This window comes from Myroides guanonis (genome assembly GCF_900114085.1).
GTDB classification, from domain to species: Bacteria; Bacteroidota; Bacteroidia; order Flavobacteriales; family Flavobacteriaceae; genus Flavobacterium; species Flavobacterium guanonis.
On the sequence record NZ_FORU01000007.1, the window covers coordinates 111,357 to 129,173 of the forward strand.

Here is a 17,817-nt window from a genome sequence, read left to right on the forward strand (position 1 = left end):
AAAAATCAATATTTTGAAATATAATTTAAGCTGTTTTAGTAGGTCTAATTTCAATTTTACTAGGAAGTGCATTCGGATTCATTTGTAAAACTGATACAATCAACTCACCTATATCCTCTGGTTGTATTTTCCACTTATCTTTTTGCTCATCCGGTGTGTGTTCATTAAAATGTGAAGTGACAGAACCTGGTAATATAGTAGTTACTTTAACATCTTTCTGACGTAAATCCAACATTGCGGCTTGTGTAAAACCAACCACTCCAAATTTAGAAGCATTATATCCTGCTCCATTTTCAAAGAAATTAATACCTGCCAAGCTTGCAATACTGATATAGTATCCCTTATTCTGTTTAAGTTGTTCCACTGTAGCTTTAAGGGTATGAAATGCTCCAGTAAGATTTGTATCAATCATTGCATTCCAATCTTCTAAAGACATTTCATCTATGGGTGCGAATTTCCCCAAACCTGCATTAGCGATAACTACATCTATTTTTCCGAATTTAGATATAATTTCACGAACAGCTCTTTGTTCATCTTCAAAGTTTCTAACATCAGATTGAATACCCAAAACTCGACTTTCATCACCAAGATCACGAGCTACAGCTACAGTTTCAACAGCATTTCTACCTGAAATAGCCACATTTAGCCCTTGATCTAATAAGCATTTTGCTATTCCTTTTCCAATTCCTTTTGTACCTCCTGTTATATAGACAGTAAGCCCACTAATATTTTTCATATATATTCAATTTAACACACGTTTTAAATAAGAAACTTCAACGTGATAATTTACAACTATTTCATTAATAACTAATGAAATTACAATTTTTAGGTCAACTATTATACTTTAATACAGTTTGTTACAATATAAAAATCACATTTTGCACCACAATATAAAGAAACTAATTGTCTGTAGAAAGGCTTTTTAATAATTGTAGAATCTTTTTCAAATCATTAAATTAGCCTCTTTAATAAAAACAAACCAATGAAAAGAATAAGTATAATAGCTTTTGTCTTAATGGGAAACTTGATGTTTGCACAACGAGATCTCACTATACAAGAAGCAACCATGGGGCAATATCGCTCATTTTATCCAAAATCAATATTCAATGCGCAATGGCAATCTAATGATAAAATTACGCATTTAAATAGTGAATACACCGCATTAACTTCAAGAAAATCAAAAGACAATTGGGCTCCTAAAGAGTTAATTAGCCTTGAGGATTTAAAAACAGCAATTAAAACTAGATTACCAAAGGCTTCTTTAGACGTAACTCGATTTCCAAATTATACTTGGAAAAATGATCATATCTTATCTTTTCAAATCTCAAATAAATCACAAACTTATTTTTTAGACTATGATATAAATTCTAAAGCTATTATACGCGATATGAATATCGATGTAAATGCAGAAGATCCTATCGTTTCTAGAAATCAAGATTATATAGCATGGTTAAAAGACAATAACATTGTTGTGACCAACTCTAAGGGGCAAAATATTGACATAACTCAAGACAATACTATTGATTTTTTAAATGGTAGTAAAGATACCCATCGCAATGAATTTGGTATTAATCAAGGAATGTGGTGGAGTCCAAAACAGGATCAACTTCTATATTACAGAAAAGATCAAAGCATGGTTAGTGATTATCCTTTAGTAGATTATAGTACAAGGGTAGCTACAGTGAAAAACATTAAGTATCCTATGGCTGGAATGGCCAATGAACAGGTAACTCTTGTAATTCACGATATAAATACTGGAAAGAAAGTTACACTTCAAACAGGTGAACCTTTAGATCAATTTCTAACTATGGTCACTTGGGATCCTACTGGAAACTATGTATATGTTGGAGTTTTAAACAGAGGTCAAAATCACCTAAAGCTAAATAAATACAATGCAGCAACAGGAGCTTTTGAAAGCACCTTATTAGAAGAAGAAGCTAATACATATACCGAACCTTCTGAAGGACTATTGTTTAATCCTAAGAACGATAAAGAATTTGTTTATATGACCGAATTGGAAGGATATAGACAGGCTTATCTTTACAATACAGATGGTAAACTTTTAAAGAAATTAGGTTTTAAAGATGTGGTGGTAACCGATATGCTAGGTTTTGATACAGACGCTAAGCATATCTATTATATAGGTACAGACAATAATGGTTTAGACCGTATGTTATATAAAGTAAACTTAAAAAAAGCTACTACTGAAAAAATCACTACAGCTTCTGGAACTCACAATATAGTTTTAAATCCTTCAAAATCTATATTCTTAGACCAATTTAGCAATGTTGAAACACCTAATAAGACAAGTATTGTAGAAGTAAATTCAAAAGAAAAAAGCGTATCGATTTCTGAGGCTGAAAACCCTTATGAAGATATTATCGATATGCCTAAAATGGAATTACTTACTATAACAGCAGCAGACGGAAAAACACCTCTTAATGCACGTATAATATATCCGACTAATTTTGATGAAAATAAAAAGTATCCTGTTATGCTTTACGTATACGGTGGTCCTCATGCACAGTTAATTCAGAACAATTGGTTAGGAGGTTCTTCCCTATTCTTTCAATATATGGCTCAAAAAGGGTATATTGTATTTACAGTAGATAACAGAGGAAGTGCCTATAGAGGAAAAGATTTTGAACATATAATTCATCGCCAGTTAGGTCAAGTTGAAATGGCAGACCAATTAAAAGGTATTGACTATTTGAAATCTCAAAATTTTGTTGACTCCGGTAAGATTGGTGTATATGGATGGAGTTTTGGAGGTTTTATGACTACTACTTTATCTATACATCATCCTGAAATTTTTAAAGTTGGTGTAGCAGGTGGTCCTGTAATGGATTGGAAGTACTATGAAATCATGTATGGAGAACGTTATATGGATACTCCTCAAGAAAATCCTGAAGGCTATACTAAAACAAGTCTTGTGAATAAAGCAGTTGAATTAGAAAATCCACTACTAATCATTCACGGAGCACAAGATCCAGTTGTAGTTCAACAACACTCAATGGCATTTGTTGAAGCTTGCATAAAAGCAGGAAAACAAGTTGATTATTTTTTATACCCTACTCACGAACACAACGTAATAGGAACAGACAGAATACATTTAAATCAGAAAATTGCAGACTATTTCTTTCTACATTTAGCACCTGCTAGAGAAAGTAATTAATTTTAATACTGCTATAAAACATAAAGGGAGCCTCAATGAGGCTCCCTTTATTGTATGAATAATACCTGTAATTTATTGATTTGCTTTCGCATAGTCAGCTAAGAATTGAGCCAAACCACTATCTGTTAAAGGGTGTTTTAATAAACCAGTTATAGCAGAAAGAGGTCCTGTCATAACATCTGCACCAATTTTAGCACAATTAACAATGTGCATAGTATGACGAACAGATGCAGCTAATATCTCAGTAGTAAATCCATAGTTATCATAGATTTGACGAATTTCCTGAATCAAAATCAATCCATCTGTAGAAATATCATCTAAACGCCCAATAAAAGGAGAAACATAAGAAGCTCCAGCTTTAGCAGCTAATAAAGCTTGTCCAGCAGAGAAAACTAATGTTACGTTTGTTTTAATCCCTTTAGAAGAAAAGTATTTACATGCTTTAATTCCATCTTTTGTCATAGGTAATTTAACCACAATTTGTTTGTGTAAGGCAGCTAAAGCTTCTCCTTCTTTTACCATTCCTTCATAATCAGTAGCAATAACTTCTGCACTAACATCTCCATCCACTAATGAACAGATTGTTTTATAATGATTTAAAATGTTTTCAGAACCAGAAATACCTTCTTTAGCCATTAATGATGGATTAGTAGTAACTCCGTCTAATACCCCTAAAGATTCTGCCTCCTTAATTTGCTCTAAATTAGCTGTGTCAATAAAAAATTTCATAGTTATACGTTATTATGTTGTTTTGTTTTCAAAAATACAATTTATATATCACTTACACTCCGTTTTCATTTTTGAAATACAGTTGAAAAACTACTCTAAAATGAAAGTGTTTTCAAACGCTTAAGCTTTTATCTTGTAATGATTCATCAAAATTTTCTCATACATCTTACTTGGTAAAACCTTTTTCAATACCAAAGAAAACTTTTGCATGGCTGGTCCCACTTTATAACGAACCGCCGGTTTAGGTGTCTCAATGATTCTTAAAATAGCCGTTGCCATTTCTTGTGGATCACCACCAGTGTCAACATGCTCATCCATCATATCTAAAGACATCTGATAAACTTCTTTATATGGAGAATTTGATAAAACAGGAGCGTGATAACGTCCAGAAGCAATGTTGGTAGCGAAATCCCCAGGCGCTACGTTTGTAACCTCAATACCAAAAGCCTTAACTTCCATGCGCAAGGCTTCTGTTATCATCTCTAAAGCACTTTTAGAAGATGAATAAATTCCACGGTACGGTAAACCCATATAACCTGCTATGGATGTTATATTAATGATTAAACCACTGTGTTGTTTACGCATTGTCGGTAAGACTGCTTTAATTACATCAATAGGTCCAAAAAGATTAACTTTAAAATGATTCTCTATTTCGATGGATGGTATTTCTTCAATAGGTCCTGTTATTCCAACTCCTGCATTATTAATTAGAATATCTAATCTCCCTTCTTTCTTAACAATCTCCATTATAGCAGTTTCAATCGAAGATGTATCGCGAACATCTATTTGAACTAGAGGGAATTTGGAATTTAAAATTCTTTTAGGCTCTCTACTGCTTCCATAAACTATATAACCATTACTGCTTAAAAACTCTCCTATAGATTTTCCTATTCCTGATGAACCACCCGTAATTAAAACTACCTTCTTCATTATTTTGATTTTATAGCAAAGATAGTATTATGTATCTTAAATTTTAAATAGATGTATTTGAAAAGATGTTTTCATATATTTATCGTTTTAATTGACTCTCATAATGAAAACTAAAATATCTCTTCTACTTTCAATTACTTTTTTTACAGCTTTTACTTCATGCAGTAGCTCCCAAAACAATATTACTACTGAAACGACTTCTTCTTTTGTAGTATATAAAGATTCCTTAAAGAAACATGTTTACACCTTAGCTTCTAATGCTCATGAAGGTCGTAGAACTGGTGAAGTTGGTCAAAAAAATGCAGCGAACTACATAGTTAAGCATTATGAGAAATTGGATATAAATTACCCAAAAGGAGCTAATAGTTATTTCCAATATGTACCAGCTGAATTTATGAAATCTAATTATGGTGCTAACTTAAAAGACAGCGAAAATATATGGGCATTTATTCAAGGTAGTGATGATTCTAATGAAGTTTTAGTTATTTCTGCACATTATGACCATATGGGAATTATGAATGGACAAACATATTATGGAGCAGATGATAACGCCTCTGGTACTGCGGGAGTTATGGAAATAGCCAGGCTTTTTAAAGAAGCCGTCGATAAAGGTCAGAGACCTAAAAAATCTGTTTTATTCTTACATGTCACAGGAGAGGAATTTGGTTTACACGGTTCGAGATTTTACGTAGAGAATCCAATAATCCCGTTAGAAAACACAATCGCCAATCTTAATATTGATATGATTGGAAGGAAAAGCTATGAATATAAAGGAGATAAGGATTATATATTTTTAGTGGGTTCTAATAGGTTAAGTACAGACTTACATAACATTTCAGAAGCCGTGAATAAAGAAACCGTCCAATTGGATTTAGATTATACTTTTAATGATTTAAATCATCCAGAACGTATTTATTATCGTTCCGACCATTATAACTTTGTTAAAAATGGAATTCCAGCAATTTTCTATTATAATGGAGCTCACCAAGATTATCATCAACCAACAGATACTCCAGATAAAATAGATTACGATTTGTTGCAAAAAAGAGCTCAGTTAGTTTTTAATACTGCTTGGAATTTAGTTAATAGAGATAAAAGACCAAAAATAGATGTTTCAGAATGAAATATTTAAAGCGATACGATCAGACCATATTTTTTTTTAGCTTTATTAATCTATTACTATGGTCTATAAAGGCTTTCTATATTAATAAAGAAAATGCTCCTGAAGCTATAGTTGAACTTGGAGCATTTTTATTTGTACCAATGGTATTAATATTATTTCTTTTACCGACTTTAATTGTAATTAGAACTTTTAGAAAAAGGGTTTCTATTGTCTCCTACCCCTTTTTATCACTCTTAATGTGTGTAATAACACTTGCAATTATTTTCTATTATAATTGATTATTTAATTAAATTAATCTCGGTTTTTAATGCTATCAATACTATTCCTTAGAATTTAGTCTATTAATTTTAACCACTTCATATACTCCATCATAAGAAGCGCCAAAACCTTCAGTAGTTGGACCTAAATCTTTAATCTCCAACTCAACTTCTACTGGTTTTCCATTTTTAATTCCTTTGGTTTCTTCATCATACTTTTGATATAAGATTCCTGTTTTATCAACAATCCAATATGATTTAGAATCACCAACAGCCGTAAATGATCGAGTTTCATCACCAATAACTAAAATCCCTTTTACCTTACTAATTTTATCTTTAATAACAGGCTCTTCAAATTTGTGGTCATTGTTTATATGATTCTCATTTGCTCTAGAATAGGTATAAGTATTACTACCCTTCTTTAACATTAAGCTATCTTTAGTTATTTTATTAATAGATAAAGTGTCTGTAAATGCAATAGTCTGATGATTTCCAATACTTTTTCCGGAAAGCAATAATAAATCTCCTTCTTGTTTCCATTGCTCATATTGAATAGTCGCCATATTTATAGAAGAAGCTACTCCATCATTTTTAAGAACAAATCCTTGATATTGGCCCGACATTCCTGGTATAGGCTCAACCCATTCTCCCTGTAATGTGGATTCACTTTGACAACCTACAAGACTAGTAATAAATATTGAAACTAAGGCTAAACTCCATATATTTTTCATTTCTTACAATATTATGTAATACTAATATTACTGTTAAACCAAACATATATTGCAAGAAGCGTGCAAACTTTACTTATAAAGTAAAAAACAATTAATCCAATCAAATACTACACACAATAGTATTGATTCAATAGTTGTAATAGAACAAATAATCATTTATATTAGCTACAAAGACAATACTTTAGCTATGAAAAAGAAAAGAGAATGGATTCGTATAGGTATAATTATATTAGCTGTGGTATTTATAATATCTACAGTTACATTTGAGATTTTTGAATTCCCTACTTTGGTAACCCAATTTATTGGAGCTTTATTGGGAGTTGTAATTACTGCTATAATTACTGTTTTATTATTACAAGGACAATCACGTACGGAAGAAAACCTAGAGAAAAAATTAAAGGTATTTGAGAAAAAGCAAGAAATTTATTTCAACTTTCTAGAGAAGCTAAATACAATTCTACAAAATGAAGATACGCAACGATTCACTCCAAGTAAAAAGCAATTTCAAAATGAAGAATTAAACTTACAAGATTTACTTTTTGAGTTCGGTTATCTAAAAATGCATACCACAAATGAAACTTTCTCAGAAATATTGGTTTATGTAAGCAATCTTATAGAAGAAAATAATAAACTAAAGTTTTTAGAAACTGCCTCAATGGACGACTACAATCAATACTATCAAGTCTTAGCAAATAATTATTTTAGTATTGTAACTCTTTTGAAAAAAGAATTGTACGCAAAAGAACTACCCCATTTTAATACTGAAACTATAAACACTATTATAAATAATTCTTTGAAAGGATATTAATTAGTCATTCTTATTTATAAGCACAAAAAAAGGGGTGACAATAATTGTTCCCCTTACTCCGCTGATTGATATTCAGTTTTATTATTTTTTACTGTATTTGTCAAAAACAAATGCAATCATTTCATCAAGTGTTTCTTTAACAATCTGAGAGCCTTCTTCTGTATTTACGTCAATTCCACAAATAGTACTTCCATTTGAAGATGCATGAATTGTAAGATAGTAAATACCACCTAAGATCATTGCAAATGAACTTCTCATCTTAGCCTCGTTACCAACAAAATCCTTCTCTAAAATATTGAATAACTCTTCTCCTACACGCTCTCTGTCATCAGCAACAGTTCTAAGCAATTCAGAATTTTCAGCCATCTCCCAGTGAATAATCTTTTGCAATCCTGGATCTTCCATTAAAGTTACAAATTGATCTTGTAATAAATCTGTAATTTGCTCTTTATTAATAGTACCAGAACTCTCTAAGATATCTGCAATTTTATTTTTAGATTCAACCTTCCAGAATTCCTTTTTATCTATATATGCTTTTATAAGAGTTTCGAAATTTCCGAAATAATTGTAAATATTCTTACGGTCTAAACCAGATGCTTTTCCAACATTAGCCAAAGTCAATCCAGCATAACCTCTTTTCTCTAGAACAGAACCAACAGTATTGATCAATCTATCTTGAGTTCTTGCCTTATCCCTTAATGGTCCAGAATAAACTTTTCTAGGTTTTGATTCTTTCTTTTCAGAATCTTTTTTCATGTTAGACATAATGTATAGGTTGTTTAATTACTAAATACGTTTTGCGACAGTGCAATATCTAATTTTTTATTAATATATTCAAATACATTTAAATCTTTATCTTAAAGATATTTACTAAATGTTACTTGAAAATTAATTCTTGATTAATATCCATCAAATAAAATACAATTTACATTGTTATATGTATTAAAGTATCCCATTTCAGACTCTCATAAAAAATGTTGAACTATGTTTTCTCAATATTTTTACTACTTTAAATATTATTATTAAAAATAAAAATATTTTTTAAAAGTATCGCATAAAACAGAGAAAAAGACTTTGAAGATAAAAAAGGGCTAGTCTTTATAACTAGCCCTTTTTAGGTATTCTTTTATAAAAAGATTAATCATCATCTTCTGTTAGCTCTAAGTCTTTTAAAGCGTCTAATGAGTCATCTGAAGGGTCTACCAAATCATCTTCTTCATCATCGAAGTTTTCAATTCTGTCAGCTAGTTTCATACTTACTTTAACTAGATATATAGTATCTTCTGTACGAACTTCAACTGCTTCGATCGTTTCGTTTTTAATATTCTTAAAACGAATAATATCTGAGTCATCGTAACCATCAGGAAATTTTTCAACTAATAGCGTCAAAATTTCATTTGTTAATTTTGCGTAATCAACAATAATTCTTTTCATTCTTTTCTGCTTTATTTCGGCGTCAAATGTAATACCCTAAATGTAAATATCAAATAAAAAAATTCATTTATTTACAAGGTATATATTAATGATTACATATCAAGTATATAAGCAAAAACCAAAGGTGCTACAATCGTTGCGTCTGATTCAATAACGAATTTAGGAGTATCAACATCTAACTTACCCCAAGTGATTTTCTCATTAGGAACTGCTCCTGAATAAGATCCATAAGAAGTTGTAGAATCTGAAATTTGACAGAAATATGCCCAGAAAGGAACATCTGTCCACTCTAAATCTTGGTACATCATAGGTACTACACAGATTGGGAAATCTCCTGAAATACCTCCAGCAATTTGGAAGAATCCAACACCTTTTCCTTCTGAATTAGCTCTATACCACTCCGTTAAGTAAATCATATATTCAATACCTGTCTTAACAGTATGAACATTTAATTTACCTTTAATTACATTAGAAGTAAAGATATTTCCACAAGTTGAATCTTCCCATCCTGGACAAACTATTGGAAGGTTTTTCTCTGCCGCTGCAACAATCCAAGAGTTTTTAGGGTCAATCTCATAGTATTGCTCTAATACTCCAGAATTAACAACTTGATATAAAAATTCATGTGGAAAGTAACGTTCACCTTTTGCTTCTGCTGCATGCCAAACATCTTCTAGATGTTTTTGTAAACGACGGAAAGCCTCTTCTTCCGGTATACAAGTATCAGTTACACGATTATAGTGGCTGTCAAGTAATTCTCTCTCTTGCTCAGGTGTAAGGTCACGATAGTTTGGAATTCTTTTGTAGTGAGAATGCGCTACTAAGTTCATTACGTCCTCCTCAAGATTAGCTCCTGTACATGAAATAATATGTACTTTGTCCTGACGAATCATTTCTGCTAAAGAAAGTCCTAATTCAGCTGTACTCATAGCACCTCCCATAGAGATAAGCATTTTACCTCCATCAGTTAAGTGTGCTTCGTATCCTTTTGCAGCATCTACTAATGATGCAGCATTAAAGTGTCTGTAATGATGTTCAATAAACTGACTAATTGGTCCTTTACTCATTTTTATTTTTTTTTATAAATTATATTAACGGTCTATTTATTTCAATAGATTATTTACCATATCCAAGAATGTCTAAAACATCCTCTGCTGTTTGTTGTTCTGAGAAAATTTCCGTAGCTAAAATACCATTCTCGTCTCTATCTATCAATATATGCTTTGGTTGAGGAATTAAGCAGTGGTGTAAGCCACCAAATCCACCAATACTCTCTTGATAAGCACCTGTATTAAAGAATCCAATATACAAAGGTTTATCCTTATTGTATTTTGGTAAGTAAATAGCATTTAGATTTTGCTCTGAGTTATAGTAATCATCACTATCACATGTTAACCCTCCTAAAAGTATACGCTCATAAGAATCATTCCATCGATTAATAGGTAACATAATGAACTTCTTATTGATAGCCCATGAGTCAGGTAATGTTGTAATGAATGAAGAATCAATCATATTCCATTTCTCACGATCATTCTGTTGCTTTTGATATAAAATTTGATAAATCGCTCCACCACTTTCTCCTACTGTAAAAGATCCAAACTCTGTATAAATATGTGGTACGTCAACATCTGCTTCTTCACACGCAATTTTGATTTGATTGATTATTTCATCAACCATATATTGATAATCATATTCAAAAGCTAAAGAGTTTTTAATAGGAAACCCTCCACCAATATTTAAACTATCTAAACTCGGACATTCCTTTTTTAAAGAAATATAAACCTTTAAACATTTTAAAAGCTCATTCCAATAATATGATGTATCTCTAATTCCTGTGTTGATAAAGAAGTGCAGCATTTTAAGTTCAACCCCTTCATTACTTTCTATTTGCTTTCTAAAGAAAGGTACGATATTCTTATATCCTATCCCCAAACGAGAAGTATAGAATTCGAATTTAGGCTCCTCTTCAGAAGCAATACGAATACCAATTTTAAATTTCCCTTCAATTTTCTCCTGCAAAAGTTCAAGTTCCTCATAATTATCAATAATAGGAACAGTGTTTTCATGCCCATTATTAATTAAACGAGCAATATTATCAATATACTGAGCTCGTTTAAATCCATTACAGATAACATGAGTATCCTTAGTGATTTTACCAGACTCAATAAGTTTTTCTACAATATTTACATCAAATGCCGACGAAGTTTCAACATGTATATTGTTGTTAAAAGCCTCATCTAAAACATATTTAAAATGAGAACTTTTGGTGCAATAGCAATAATAGTAATTTCCCTTATAATGATTTTTTTCCATAGCATTACGGAACCATCCTTTGGCTCTGTTTATGTTTTCGGAAATTTTAGGTAAATAAGTAAACTTCAGAGGAGATCCATATTTCTCCACTAACCCTAATAAGTCAATGTTATGAAATTGTAGATTGTCTTTGTTTAGTTTAAACTCTTCTTGAGGAAAATAAAAAGTTTGATTGATTAAGTCAGAATATTTAGTATTCATTTTTTTGATACCAATTATAAAATTAATAAATAAAGTTTAAAAAAGAAACGAATGTAAATCGGTTTTTCAAACTCTTATATTAGCGTATATTATTGGAAGCTTTAAATTATAGCGAATGAGGTTGTAAAACTCTCTACTTGCTTTAATGATTCCAAATATAAAATTTGCCCTTTGATTTTTATCAAAACGCCTAAAATTTCTATTGGACCGACCCTTTTTTAGTCTGTAATTTCTTATCACTTTCACGTTGACAAATGTAAAAAATTAAACGAATGAAAAAGCTAATTAATTCTTAATAAAAAATCATCTTAAATAATCTTCAAATGCATCGTCTATAAGCTGCCCATCAACATGTTGATTTAGCTCAAAACCACCTATACCCTTTAACAATACAAATTGAACGATATTTTTAATAGATTTCTTGTCATGTTTTAACCATTCCTTCACTCCATTAATATCTTCTGCGCTTAATATAACTTTAGGGAATATACTCAAAATAACTGACTTTATATCTTTATAAATATTTTCGTCAATACTTCCTTTTCTCCATGATAAATAACTTTCTAGAATTATTCCTATAGCAACTGCTTCTCCATGTAAAAGCAATTCTTTATCATTGTTGTATAAAAAATAACTTTCTAATCCATGACCTAAAGTGTGTCCAAAATTCAAACATTTTCGAATTCCTTTCTCCTCAGGATCTTGAGTTACTATTTCATTTTTGATAAATACAGAATGATAAATCAATGATTCTAAATCATTAAAGTCAATATTAGCTGTATCCTTTAAGACATTCCAGTAATTCACATCATAAATTAAGGCGTGCTTTAGCATTTCTGCATAACCAGCACGGAGTTCTCTCGATTCTAAAGTTTCTAGATATTCAGCATCAATTACTACCATTTTGGGAGAAGTAAAAGTACCAATTTGATTCTTGATCCCGTCTAAATCAATACCCGTTTTTCCCCCAATAGAAGCATCTACCATCCCCAATAAAGAAGTAGGTATCTGAATGTGATCTATTCCTCGTTTAAAAGTTGAAGCAATAAACCCTCCTAAGTCGGTAATTACACCTCCTCCTACGTTGATAATAACACTCTTTCTATCTGCTCCAAGCTCTGTTAGTACTTGCCAAATGGATATACATGTTTCAATCGTTTTGCTTGATTCTCCATTATCAACTTCAATAATCTCAAATGGAATTTGAGTTGGCAAATGAGCTAAGAATCTGGGCACACAATATTCATGACAATTAGAATCTGTTATTATAAATATTTTAGAATAGTCCTTCTCTCTAAGAAAATTTCCTAAAAGATTATAAGCTTCTATACCAAATAACACATCATAAGTATCGGTTGTGATCTTTTTCATAATAGTAGTATTACCTTGGCAAATAACGTTATTTTTTATCATACTTTGAACGTTTTGAATTATCTTTGCGCTATATTTTAATACAACATGGATAAGATATTTAACAACACTGAAGTAGCTTTTGCTCTCAAAAATGACCTAGAACTAAAAAGAGCACACTTTCTTTTTAAAATGATAAGCAAACCTTCCCTAGTTAAAATGGGAACAGCACTTGCCAACTTTGCAATCAGCACACATCTTCCAGTAACAGGATTAATACGCTCAACCGTATTTGATCATTTTTGTGGAGGAATTAGCGAAGATGATTGTTTAACTGTTGTCGATAAAATGTATACAAAAGGCGTATCGTCTGTTTTGGATTATTCAGTTGAAGGAAAAGAAACAGAAGATCAATTCGATGCTGCTTTAAACATGACTTTAAAAACTATTGAGATGGCAAAGGCACGTCCTAATGCTATCCCCTTTGCTGTTTTTAAACCCACAGGTTTTGGGCGATTTGAAATGTTCGATAAAAAGGGAGAAAACAGACCCTTTACTGATAAAGAACAACAAGAATGGAATAGAATATTAGAACGTTTTGATATAGCATGTAAATATGCTCATGATCAAGACGTTTTTTTATTGGTGGATGCAGAACATAGTTGGATGCAAGATGCTGCTGACGAAATTGTTCTTGACATGATGAGAAAATACAATAAAGAAAAAGCTATTATTTACAATACAGCTCAACTTTACCGTTGGGATCGTTTAGAATATCTTAAAGATCTTCAAAAACTAGCAAAAGAAGAAGGGTTTCACGTTGGAATGAAAGTCGTTCGCGGTGCTTATATGGAAATCGAAAGAGAACGTGCCGCACAAAAAGGATATAAATCACCTATTTGCGTCGATAAAGAAGCTACAGACGTAAACTATGATGCTGCGATTACATTTATGATTGAAAATATAGATGTAATGGCTTTATTTGCTGGTACTCACAATGAGAAGAGCACTTATATGGCAATGGATTTAATGGAAAAACACGGTATTGAACATACTGATAAAAGACTTTTCTTTGGTCAACTTTATGGGATGAGTGATAACATTAGCTATAACCTTGCTGAAAGAAAGTATAACGTAGCTAAATATTTACCTTTTGGTCCCGTTAGAGATGTTATGCCCTACTTAATTCGCAGAGCAGAAGAAAATACATCTGTAGCAGGTCAAACTAGTAGAGAGCTAGGTTTAATTGAAACAGAAATTAAAAGAAGAAAACGAAAGTAAAAATTCGTGTTTTGAAACAAAAAACGCCTTCATTAATTAAGTGAAGGCGTTTTTTTATAGATTAAATAAATCCTGAGTTTTAATACTCCAATCAATCGGTTTATTCCCGTTATTTACTAAGTATTCATTGGTTAATGAAAAAGGTTTACTTCCGAAAAAACCTCTGTATACCGAAAAAGGAGAAGGATGAGCTGATTCAATTACAAGATGCTTTGTTCTATCGATATGTTGCCCTTTCTTTTGAGCATACGCTCCCCATAATATAAAAACTATATGTTGCTTATTATCAGATAGCTCTTTTATTACAACATCTGTGAAAGCTTCCCAACCTTTATTTTGATGAGAGCCTGGTTTTTTAGCTTGAACAGTAAGAGTAGCATTTAACAATAATACTCCTTGTTTTGCCCAAGACTCAAGATTACCAGAAGACTGATTATAAATATCTAAATCAGATTGTAATTCTTTAAAAATATTCTTTAAACTAGGAGGTAATTTTTGACCCTCCTTTACTGAAAAAGAAAGTCCATTTGCTTGATTCTCTCCATGATAAGGATCTTGACCTAATATAACTACTTTTGTATCTTTAAAAGAAGTCAACATAAAGGCATTAAATACTTTATCCCTAGGTGGAAAAATATGATTTGAATTGTATTCCGATTCGACAAAATTCATTAAATCCTTGAAATAATCTTCATTTACTTCAGTCTCAAAGAAAGTCCACCAATCTGTATTATTTAAATCTGTTAGCATCTTTGTATTATTTACTAAAGTTTTCTTGACTGCTGTAATAAAAACATATCCGTCAATACAATTGCCGCCATAGCTTCTACAATTGGAACAGCCCTAGGTACTACACAGGCATCATGTCTACCTTTACCCTGAACAACAACTACTTCGTTAGATGTATTAATAGATTCCTGATCTCTCATTAAAGTAGCAACTGGTTTAAAAGCCACTTTAAAAACAATGTCCATTCCATTGCTAATTCCTCCAACGATACCTCCCGCATAATTTGTTACAGTATTTCCTCCAGGTAAAATAATATCATTGTGTTGACTACCTAACAATTCAGTACCCTCAAAACCACTTCCAAAAGAAATTCCTTTAACAGCATTAATTGAAAGCATAGCTTTAGCCAATTCGGCATCTAACTTATCAAAAACGGGTTCTCCTAAACCTTTTGGTATATTCTGAATCACACAAGTAATTATTCCACCGATGGAATCACCTTGTTTTCTAACTTCCTTAATATAGTTCTCCATTTCTTTTCCTAATTCCAAATCAGGACAACGAACTGCATTTTTTTCTATATTATCAAAATCCAATTCATTATAAGGTTTTGTTACCTTTAAAGCACCAACTGAAGAAACATAGGCACGAATAGAACACTCTTTCAAAATCTGTTTAGCAATTGCACCTGCAACTACCCTACATACAGTTTCTCGAGCTGAGCTTCTACCCCCACCCCTATAATCTCTTATATTGTACTTTTCTTGATAAACATAATCTGCGTGACTAGGTCTAAAAACATCCTTTACATGATCGTAATCCTTGGATTTTGAATCTTCATTCTTGATTATAAAACCAATAGGAGTTCCAGTAGTTCTTCCTTCAAAAATTCCAGATAAAAACTGAACTTCATCACTTTCTTTTCGCTGTGTTACAATAGAAGATTGCCCAGGACGCCTTCTATCTAATTCATATTGTATAGCATCTATATCCAATGTAATATTAGCAGGACAACCGTCGATAACTCCTCCCAAGGCAACTCCGTGCGATTCCCCAAAAGTGGTAAGTTTAAAAATAGTACCTATAGAACTTCCTGCCATAGTTAAAAGAATTAGAATTATAAAGTAAGCAACAGAAAAGAGTTACTGTTTAGTATACCAATATAAAAAAAGGAGTTGTAATTTTAAAACAACTCCTTTAGTATTAATTATTGAAAGGATATAACTTCAAAGTTTTAGAAGTTTCTTCTCGAACTTTTACAGCTAATTCCGGATTGTCATTTAATTGAATCCCGAAAGAAGGAATCATCTCTTTAAATTTCGTTTTCCATTCAAGAGAATTAAACTCTTCAGGAAAACATTTTTCTAAAAGGTGTATCATAATTGGAGCAGCTGTTGATGCACCAGGAGAAGCACCTAATAAAGCAGCTATAGAACCATCTGCAGAACTTACTACCTCAGTACCAAACTGCAATACTCCTTTACCATCTTTGCCTTTCTTTATAACTTGTACGCGTTGTCCCGCAATTTCAATTTCCCAATCATCCATGTCGGCATCAGGAAAATACTCTTTTAAAGACTCAACTTTTGATTTTTTAGATTTTAGAACCTCAGAAATTAAATAGTGTGTCAATGACATATTTCTCATTCCAGCTCCTAACATTGTAAAAATGTTGTCACACTTTAAAGATTTAAACAAATCTAATAAAGATCCTGTTTTTAGAAATTTGGTAGAAAACCCAGCATAAGGACCAAACAACAAAGCGCGTTTACCATCTATAAATCGAGTGTCTAAATGGGGAACTGACATAGGCGGTGCTCCAACAGAAGCTTTTCCATAAACCTTAGCCATGTGCTTATTAATAATCTCTTCATTTGTACATCTCAACCATTGTCCACCAACAGGAAAACCACCAAAACCTTCACTTTCAGGAATATTTGCTTTTTGAAGAAGCAAAATAGATCCACCACCTGCACCAATAAAAACAAATGGAGCTTTTATAGTTGCTTTAGCATTTGTTTTAATATTTTTTGTTGACACATTCCATGTCGTTTTATCAGATCTTTTTATATCTACCACCTCAGTAGAAAACCTGCTTGTTACACCGTCTAATGACTTTAGATAATCAAACATTTTTCTTGTTAGATTTCCAAAATTAACATCCGTCCCTTCTTTCATAGAAGTAGCAGCATATGCATCTTCTAATGCTTCTCTAGAACGGCCTTTCATTAATAGAGGAGCCCAATTTTTAATGGTAGTAACATCATCTGAAAATTCCATTCCTTTAAATAAAGGATGTTTTATCATTTCTTCATAACGTTTCTTTAAAAAGCTAACATTATCTTTTCCCCATACGAAACTCATGTGAGGAATAGAATGAATAAAATCTTCAGGATTATTTAATATCTTTTTTGAAACTAGATAAGACCAAAATTGTCTAGATACTTCAAACTGTTCAACGATATCGACTGCTTTAGAGGCATCAACAGTACCGTCTTCCATTTCAGGAGTATAATTCAACTCACAGAATGCAGCATGTCCAGTTCCTGCATTATTCCATGCATCTGAACTTTCAACTGCCGCTTTATCAAGGCGTTCAAGAATTTCAATTTTCAAATTCGGCTTCAGTTCTTTCAAAAGGAGACCTAATGTAGCACTCATTATACCAGCACCAATCAGAACAACATCAGCCTCTAAATTTTCTTTACTTGACATTTATATTTAATTGTTTTGACAAAAATAATAATTACCATTGT

General features: G+C 31.7%; 15 protein-coding genes and 1 pseudogene. 4 read left to right on the forward strand and 12 right to left on the reverse strand.

Annotation, left to right across the window (positions count from 1 at the left end; all coding sequences use genetic code 11):
* Positions 1-25: 25 nt before the first annotated feature.
* Positions 26-736 carry an SDR family oxidoreductase gene (locus BM024_RS07640; RefSeq protein WP_090678901.1) on the reverse strand — a complete coding sequence of 237 codons (711 nt, stop codon included), beginning with the start codon at positions 734-736 and terminating at the stop codon, positions 26-28.
* Between the two features lie 246 nt (positions 737-982).
* Between BM024_RS07640 and BM024_RS07645 the strand changes: the two genes are divergently transcribed.
* Positions 983-3,175 carry a S9 family peptidase gene (locus tag BM024_RS07645; protein WP_090678903.1) on the forward strand — a complete coding sequence of 731 codons (2,193 nt, stop codon included), beginning with the start codon at positions 983-985 and terminating at the stop codon, positions 3,173-3,175.
* Positions 3,176-3,247: 72 nt separating this feature from the next.
* Here BM024_RS07645 and fsa read toward each other — a convergent pair whose 3' ends face one another.
* Positions 3,248-3,904: a fructose-6-phosphate aldolase gene (fsa, locus tag BM024_RS07650; RefSeq protein WP_090678905.1), complete on the reverse strand. Its 657-nt coding sequence runs from the start codon at positions 3,902-3,904 to the stop codon at positions 3,248-3,250.
* A 120-nt stretch (positions 3,905-4,024) separates the two neighbouring features.
* A complete protein-coding gene (locus tag BM024_RS07655; protein WP_090678906.1) occupies positions 4,025-4,834 on the reverse strand; it encodes an SDR family oxidoreductase in 810 nt (269 codons plus the stop codon).
* Positions 4,835-4,937: 103 nt separating this feature from the next.
* Between BM024_RS07655 and BM024_RS07660 the strand changes: the two genes are divergently transcribed.
* On the forward strand, positions 4,938-5,957 hold the full coding sequence (locus BM024_RS07660) for a M28 family metallopeptidase (protein ID WP_090678908.1): 1,020 nt from the start codon (positions 4,938-4,940) through the stop codon (positions 5,955-5,957).
* Positions 5,958-6,276: 319 nt separating this feature from the next.
* On the opposite strand, the gene BM024_RS07670 is transcribed toward BM024_RS07660, so the two are convergent.
* A complete protein-coding gene (locus tag BM024_RS07670; RefSeq protein WP_090678912.1) occupies positions 6,277-6,945 on the reverse strand; it encodes a lipocalin-like domain-containing protein in 669 nt (222 codons plus the stop codon).
* A 187-nt stretch (positions 6,946-7,132) separates the two neighbouring features.
* Here BM024_RS07670 and BM024_RS07675 point away from each other — a divergent pair, with 187 nt between their 5' ends.
* Complete coding sequence (locus BM024_RS07675) at positions 7,133-7,753, forward strand: hypothetical protein (RefSeq protein ID WP_090678915.1); 621 nt, start codon at positions 7,133-7,135, stop codon at positions 7,751-7,753.
* Positions 7,754-7,834: 81 nt separating this feature from the next.
* Here the strand turns inward: BM024_RS07675 and BM024_RS07680 are convergent, their stop codons facing one another.
* From BM024_RS07680 to aroB, 5 genes and pseudogenes are all read right to left on the reverse strand, one after another.
* Positions 7,835-8,518 (reverse strand): TetR/AcrR family transcriptional regulator, encoded by a 684-nt coding sequence (locus tag BM024_RS07680; protein WP_090678918.1) that lies wholly within the window; start codon positions 8,516-8,518, stop codon positions 7,835-7,837.
* Positions 8,519-8,893: 375 nt separating this feature from the next.
* Positions 8,894-9,187, reverse strand: a pseudogene (locus tag BM024_RS07685) (hypothetical protein); the annotation flags it as partial.
* A gap of 92 nt (positions 9,188-9,279) precedes the next feature.
* A complete protein-coding gene (locus tag BM024_RS07690; protein WP_090678924.1) occupies positions 9,280-10,254 on the reverse strand; it encodes a deoxyhypusine synthase family protein in 975 nt (324 codons plus the stop codon).
* A 49-nt stretch (positions 10,255-10,303) separates the two neighbouring features.
* Positions 10,304-11,701 (reverse strand): type III PLP-dependent enzyme domain-containing protein, encoded by a 1,398-nt coding sequence (locus tag BM024_RS07695; RefSeq protein WP_090678926.1) that lies wholly within the window; start codon positions 11,699-11,701, stop codon positions 10,304-10,306.
* A 303-nt stretch (positions 11,702-12,004) separates the two neighbouring features.
* The gene (aroB, locus tag BM024_RS07700; RefSeq protein ID WP_090678929.1) at positions 12,005-13,072 is read right to left on the reverse strand and encodes a 3-dehydroquinate synthase; all 1,068 of its coding nucleotides are present in this window, start codon (positions 13,070-13,072) and stop codon (positions 12,005-12,007) included.
* 87 nt (positions 13,073-13,159) lie between these two features.
* Here aroB and BM024_RS07705 point away from each other — a divergent pair, with 87 nt between their 5' ends.
* On the forward strand, positions 13,160-14,332 hold the full coding sequence (locus BM024_RS07705; protein ID WP_090678931.1) for a proline dehydrogenase family protein: 1,173 nt from the start codon (positions 13,160-13,162) through the stop codon (positions 14,330-14,332).
* 54 nt (positions 14,333-14,386) lie between these two features.
* Here BM024_RS07705 and BM024_RS07710 read toward each other — a convergent pair whose 3' ends face one another.
* The 3 genes from BM024_RS07710 to BM024_RS07720 all read right to left on the reverse strand — a co-directional run bounded on the left by BM024_RS07710 (position 14,387) and on the right by BM024_RS07720 (position 17,776).
* Entirely contained in the window at positions 14,387-15,082 is a 696-nt protein-coding gene (locus BM024_RS07710; protein ID WP_090678933.1) for a uracil-DNA glycosylase, read from the reverse strand.
* A gap of 14 nt (positions 15,083-15,096) precedes the next feature.
* On the reverse strand, positions 15,097-16,161 hold the full coding sequence (aroC, locus tag BM024_RS07715) for a chorismate synthase (protein WP_090678935.1): 1,065 nt from the start codon (positions 16,159-16,161) through the stop codon (positions 15,097-15,099).
* 103 nt (positions 16,162-16,264) lie between these two features.
* Positions 16,265-17,776, reverse strand: a complete 1,512-nt coding sequence (locus tag BM024_RS07720; protein ID WP_090678938.1) for a malate:quinone oxidoreductase — start codon at positions 17,774-17,776, stop codon at positions 16,265-16,267.
* Positions 17,777-17,817: the final 41 nt, after the last annotated feature.

Excerpts from the sequence above, each read along its gene's own strand:
- BM024_RS07705 (WP_090678931.1), top strand. The coding sequence starts at position 13,160 with ATGGATAAGATATTTAACAACACTGAAGTAGCTTTTGCTCTCAAAAAT.
- BM024_RS07675 (WP_090678915.1), top strand. The coding sequence starts at position 7,133 with ATGAAAAAGAAAAGAGAATGGATTCGTATAGGTATAATTATATTAGCT.
- BM024_RS07640 (WP_090678901.1), bottom strand. The coding sequence starts at position 736 with ATGAAAAATATTAGTGGGCTTACTGTCTATATAACAGGAGGTACAAAA.
- BM024_RS07645 (WP_090678903.1), top strand. The coding sequence starts at position 983 with ATGAAAAGAATAAGTATAATAGCTTTTGTCTTAATGGGAAACTTGATG.
- BM024_RS07710 (WP_090678933.1), bottom strand. The coding sequence starts at position 15,082 with ATGCTAACAGATTTAAATAATACAGATTGGTGGACTTTCTTTGAGACT.
- BM024_RS07720 (WP_090678938.1), bottom strand. The coding sequence starts at position 17,776 with ATGTCAAGTAAAGAAAATTTAGAGGCTGATGTTGTTCTGATTGGTGCT.
- BM024_RS07690 (WP_090678924.1), bottom strand. The coding sequence starts at position 10,254 with ATGAGTAAAGGACCAATTAGTCAGTTTATTGAACATCATTACAGACAC.
- BM024_RS07655 (WP_090678906.1), bottom strand. The coding sequence starts at position 4,834 with ATGAAGAAGGTAGTTTTAATTACGGGTGGTTCATCAGGAATAGGAAAA.
- fsa (WP_090678905.1), bottom strand. The coding sequence starts at position 3,904 with ATGAAATTTTTTATTGACACAGCTAATTTAGAGCAAATTAAGGAGGCA.
- BM024_RS07660 (WP_090678908.1), top strand. The coding sequence starts at position 4,938 with ATGAAAACTAAAATATCTCTTCTACTTTCAATTACTTTTTTTACAGCT.
- BM024_RS07695 (WP_090678926.1), bottom strand. The coding sequence starts at position 11,701 with ATGAATACTAAATATTCTGACTTAATCAATCAAACTTTTTATTTTCCT.
- aroB (WP_090678929.1), bottom strand. The coding sequence starts at position 13,072 with ATGAAAAAGATCACAACCGATACTTATGATGTGTTATTTGGTATAGAA.
- BM024_RS07680 (WP_090678918.1), bottom strand. The coding sequence starts at position 8,518 with ATGTCTAACATGAAAAAAGATTCTGAAAAGAAAGAATCAAAACCTAGA.
- aroC (WP_090678935.1), bottom strand. The coding sequence starts at position 16,161 with ATGGCAGGAAGTTCTATAGGTACTATTTTTAAACTTACCACTTTTGGG.
- BM024_RS07670 (WP_090678912.1), bottom strand. The coding sequence starts at position 6,945 with ATGAAAAATATATGGAGTTTAGCCTTAGTTTCAATATTTATTACTAGT.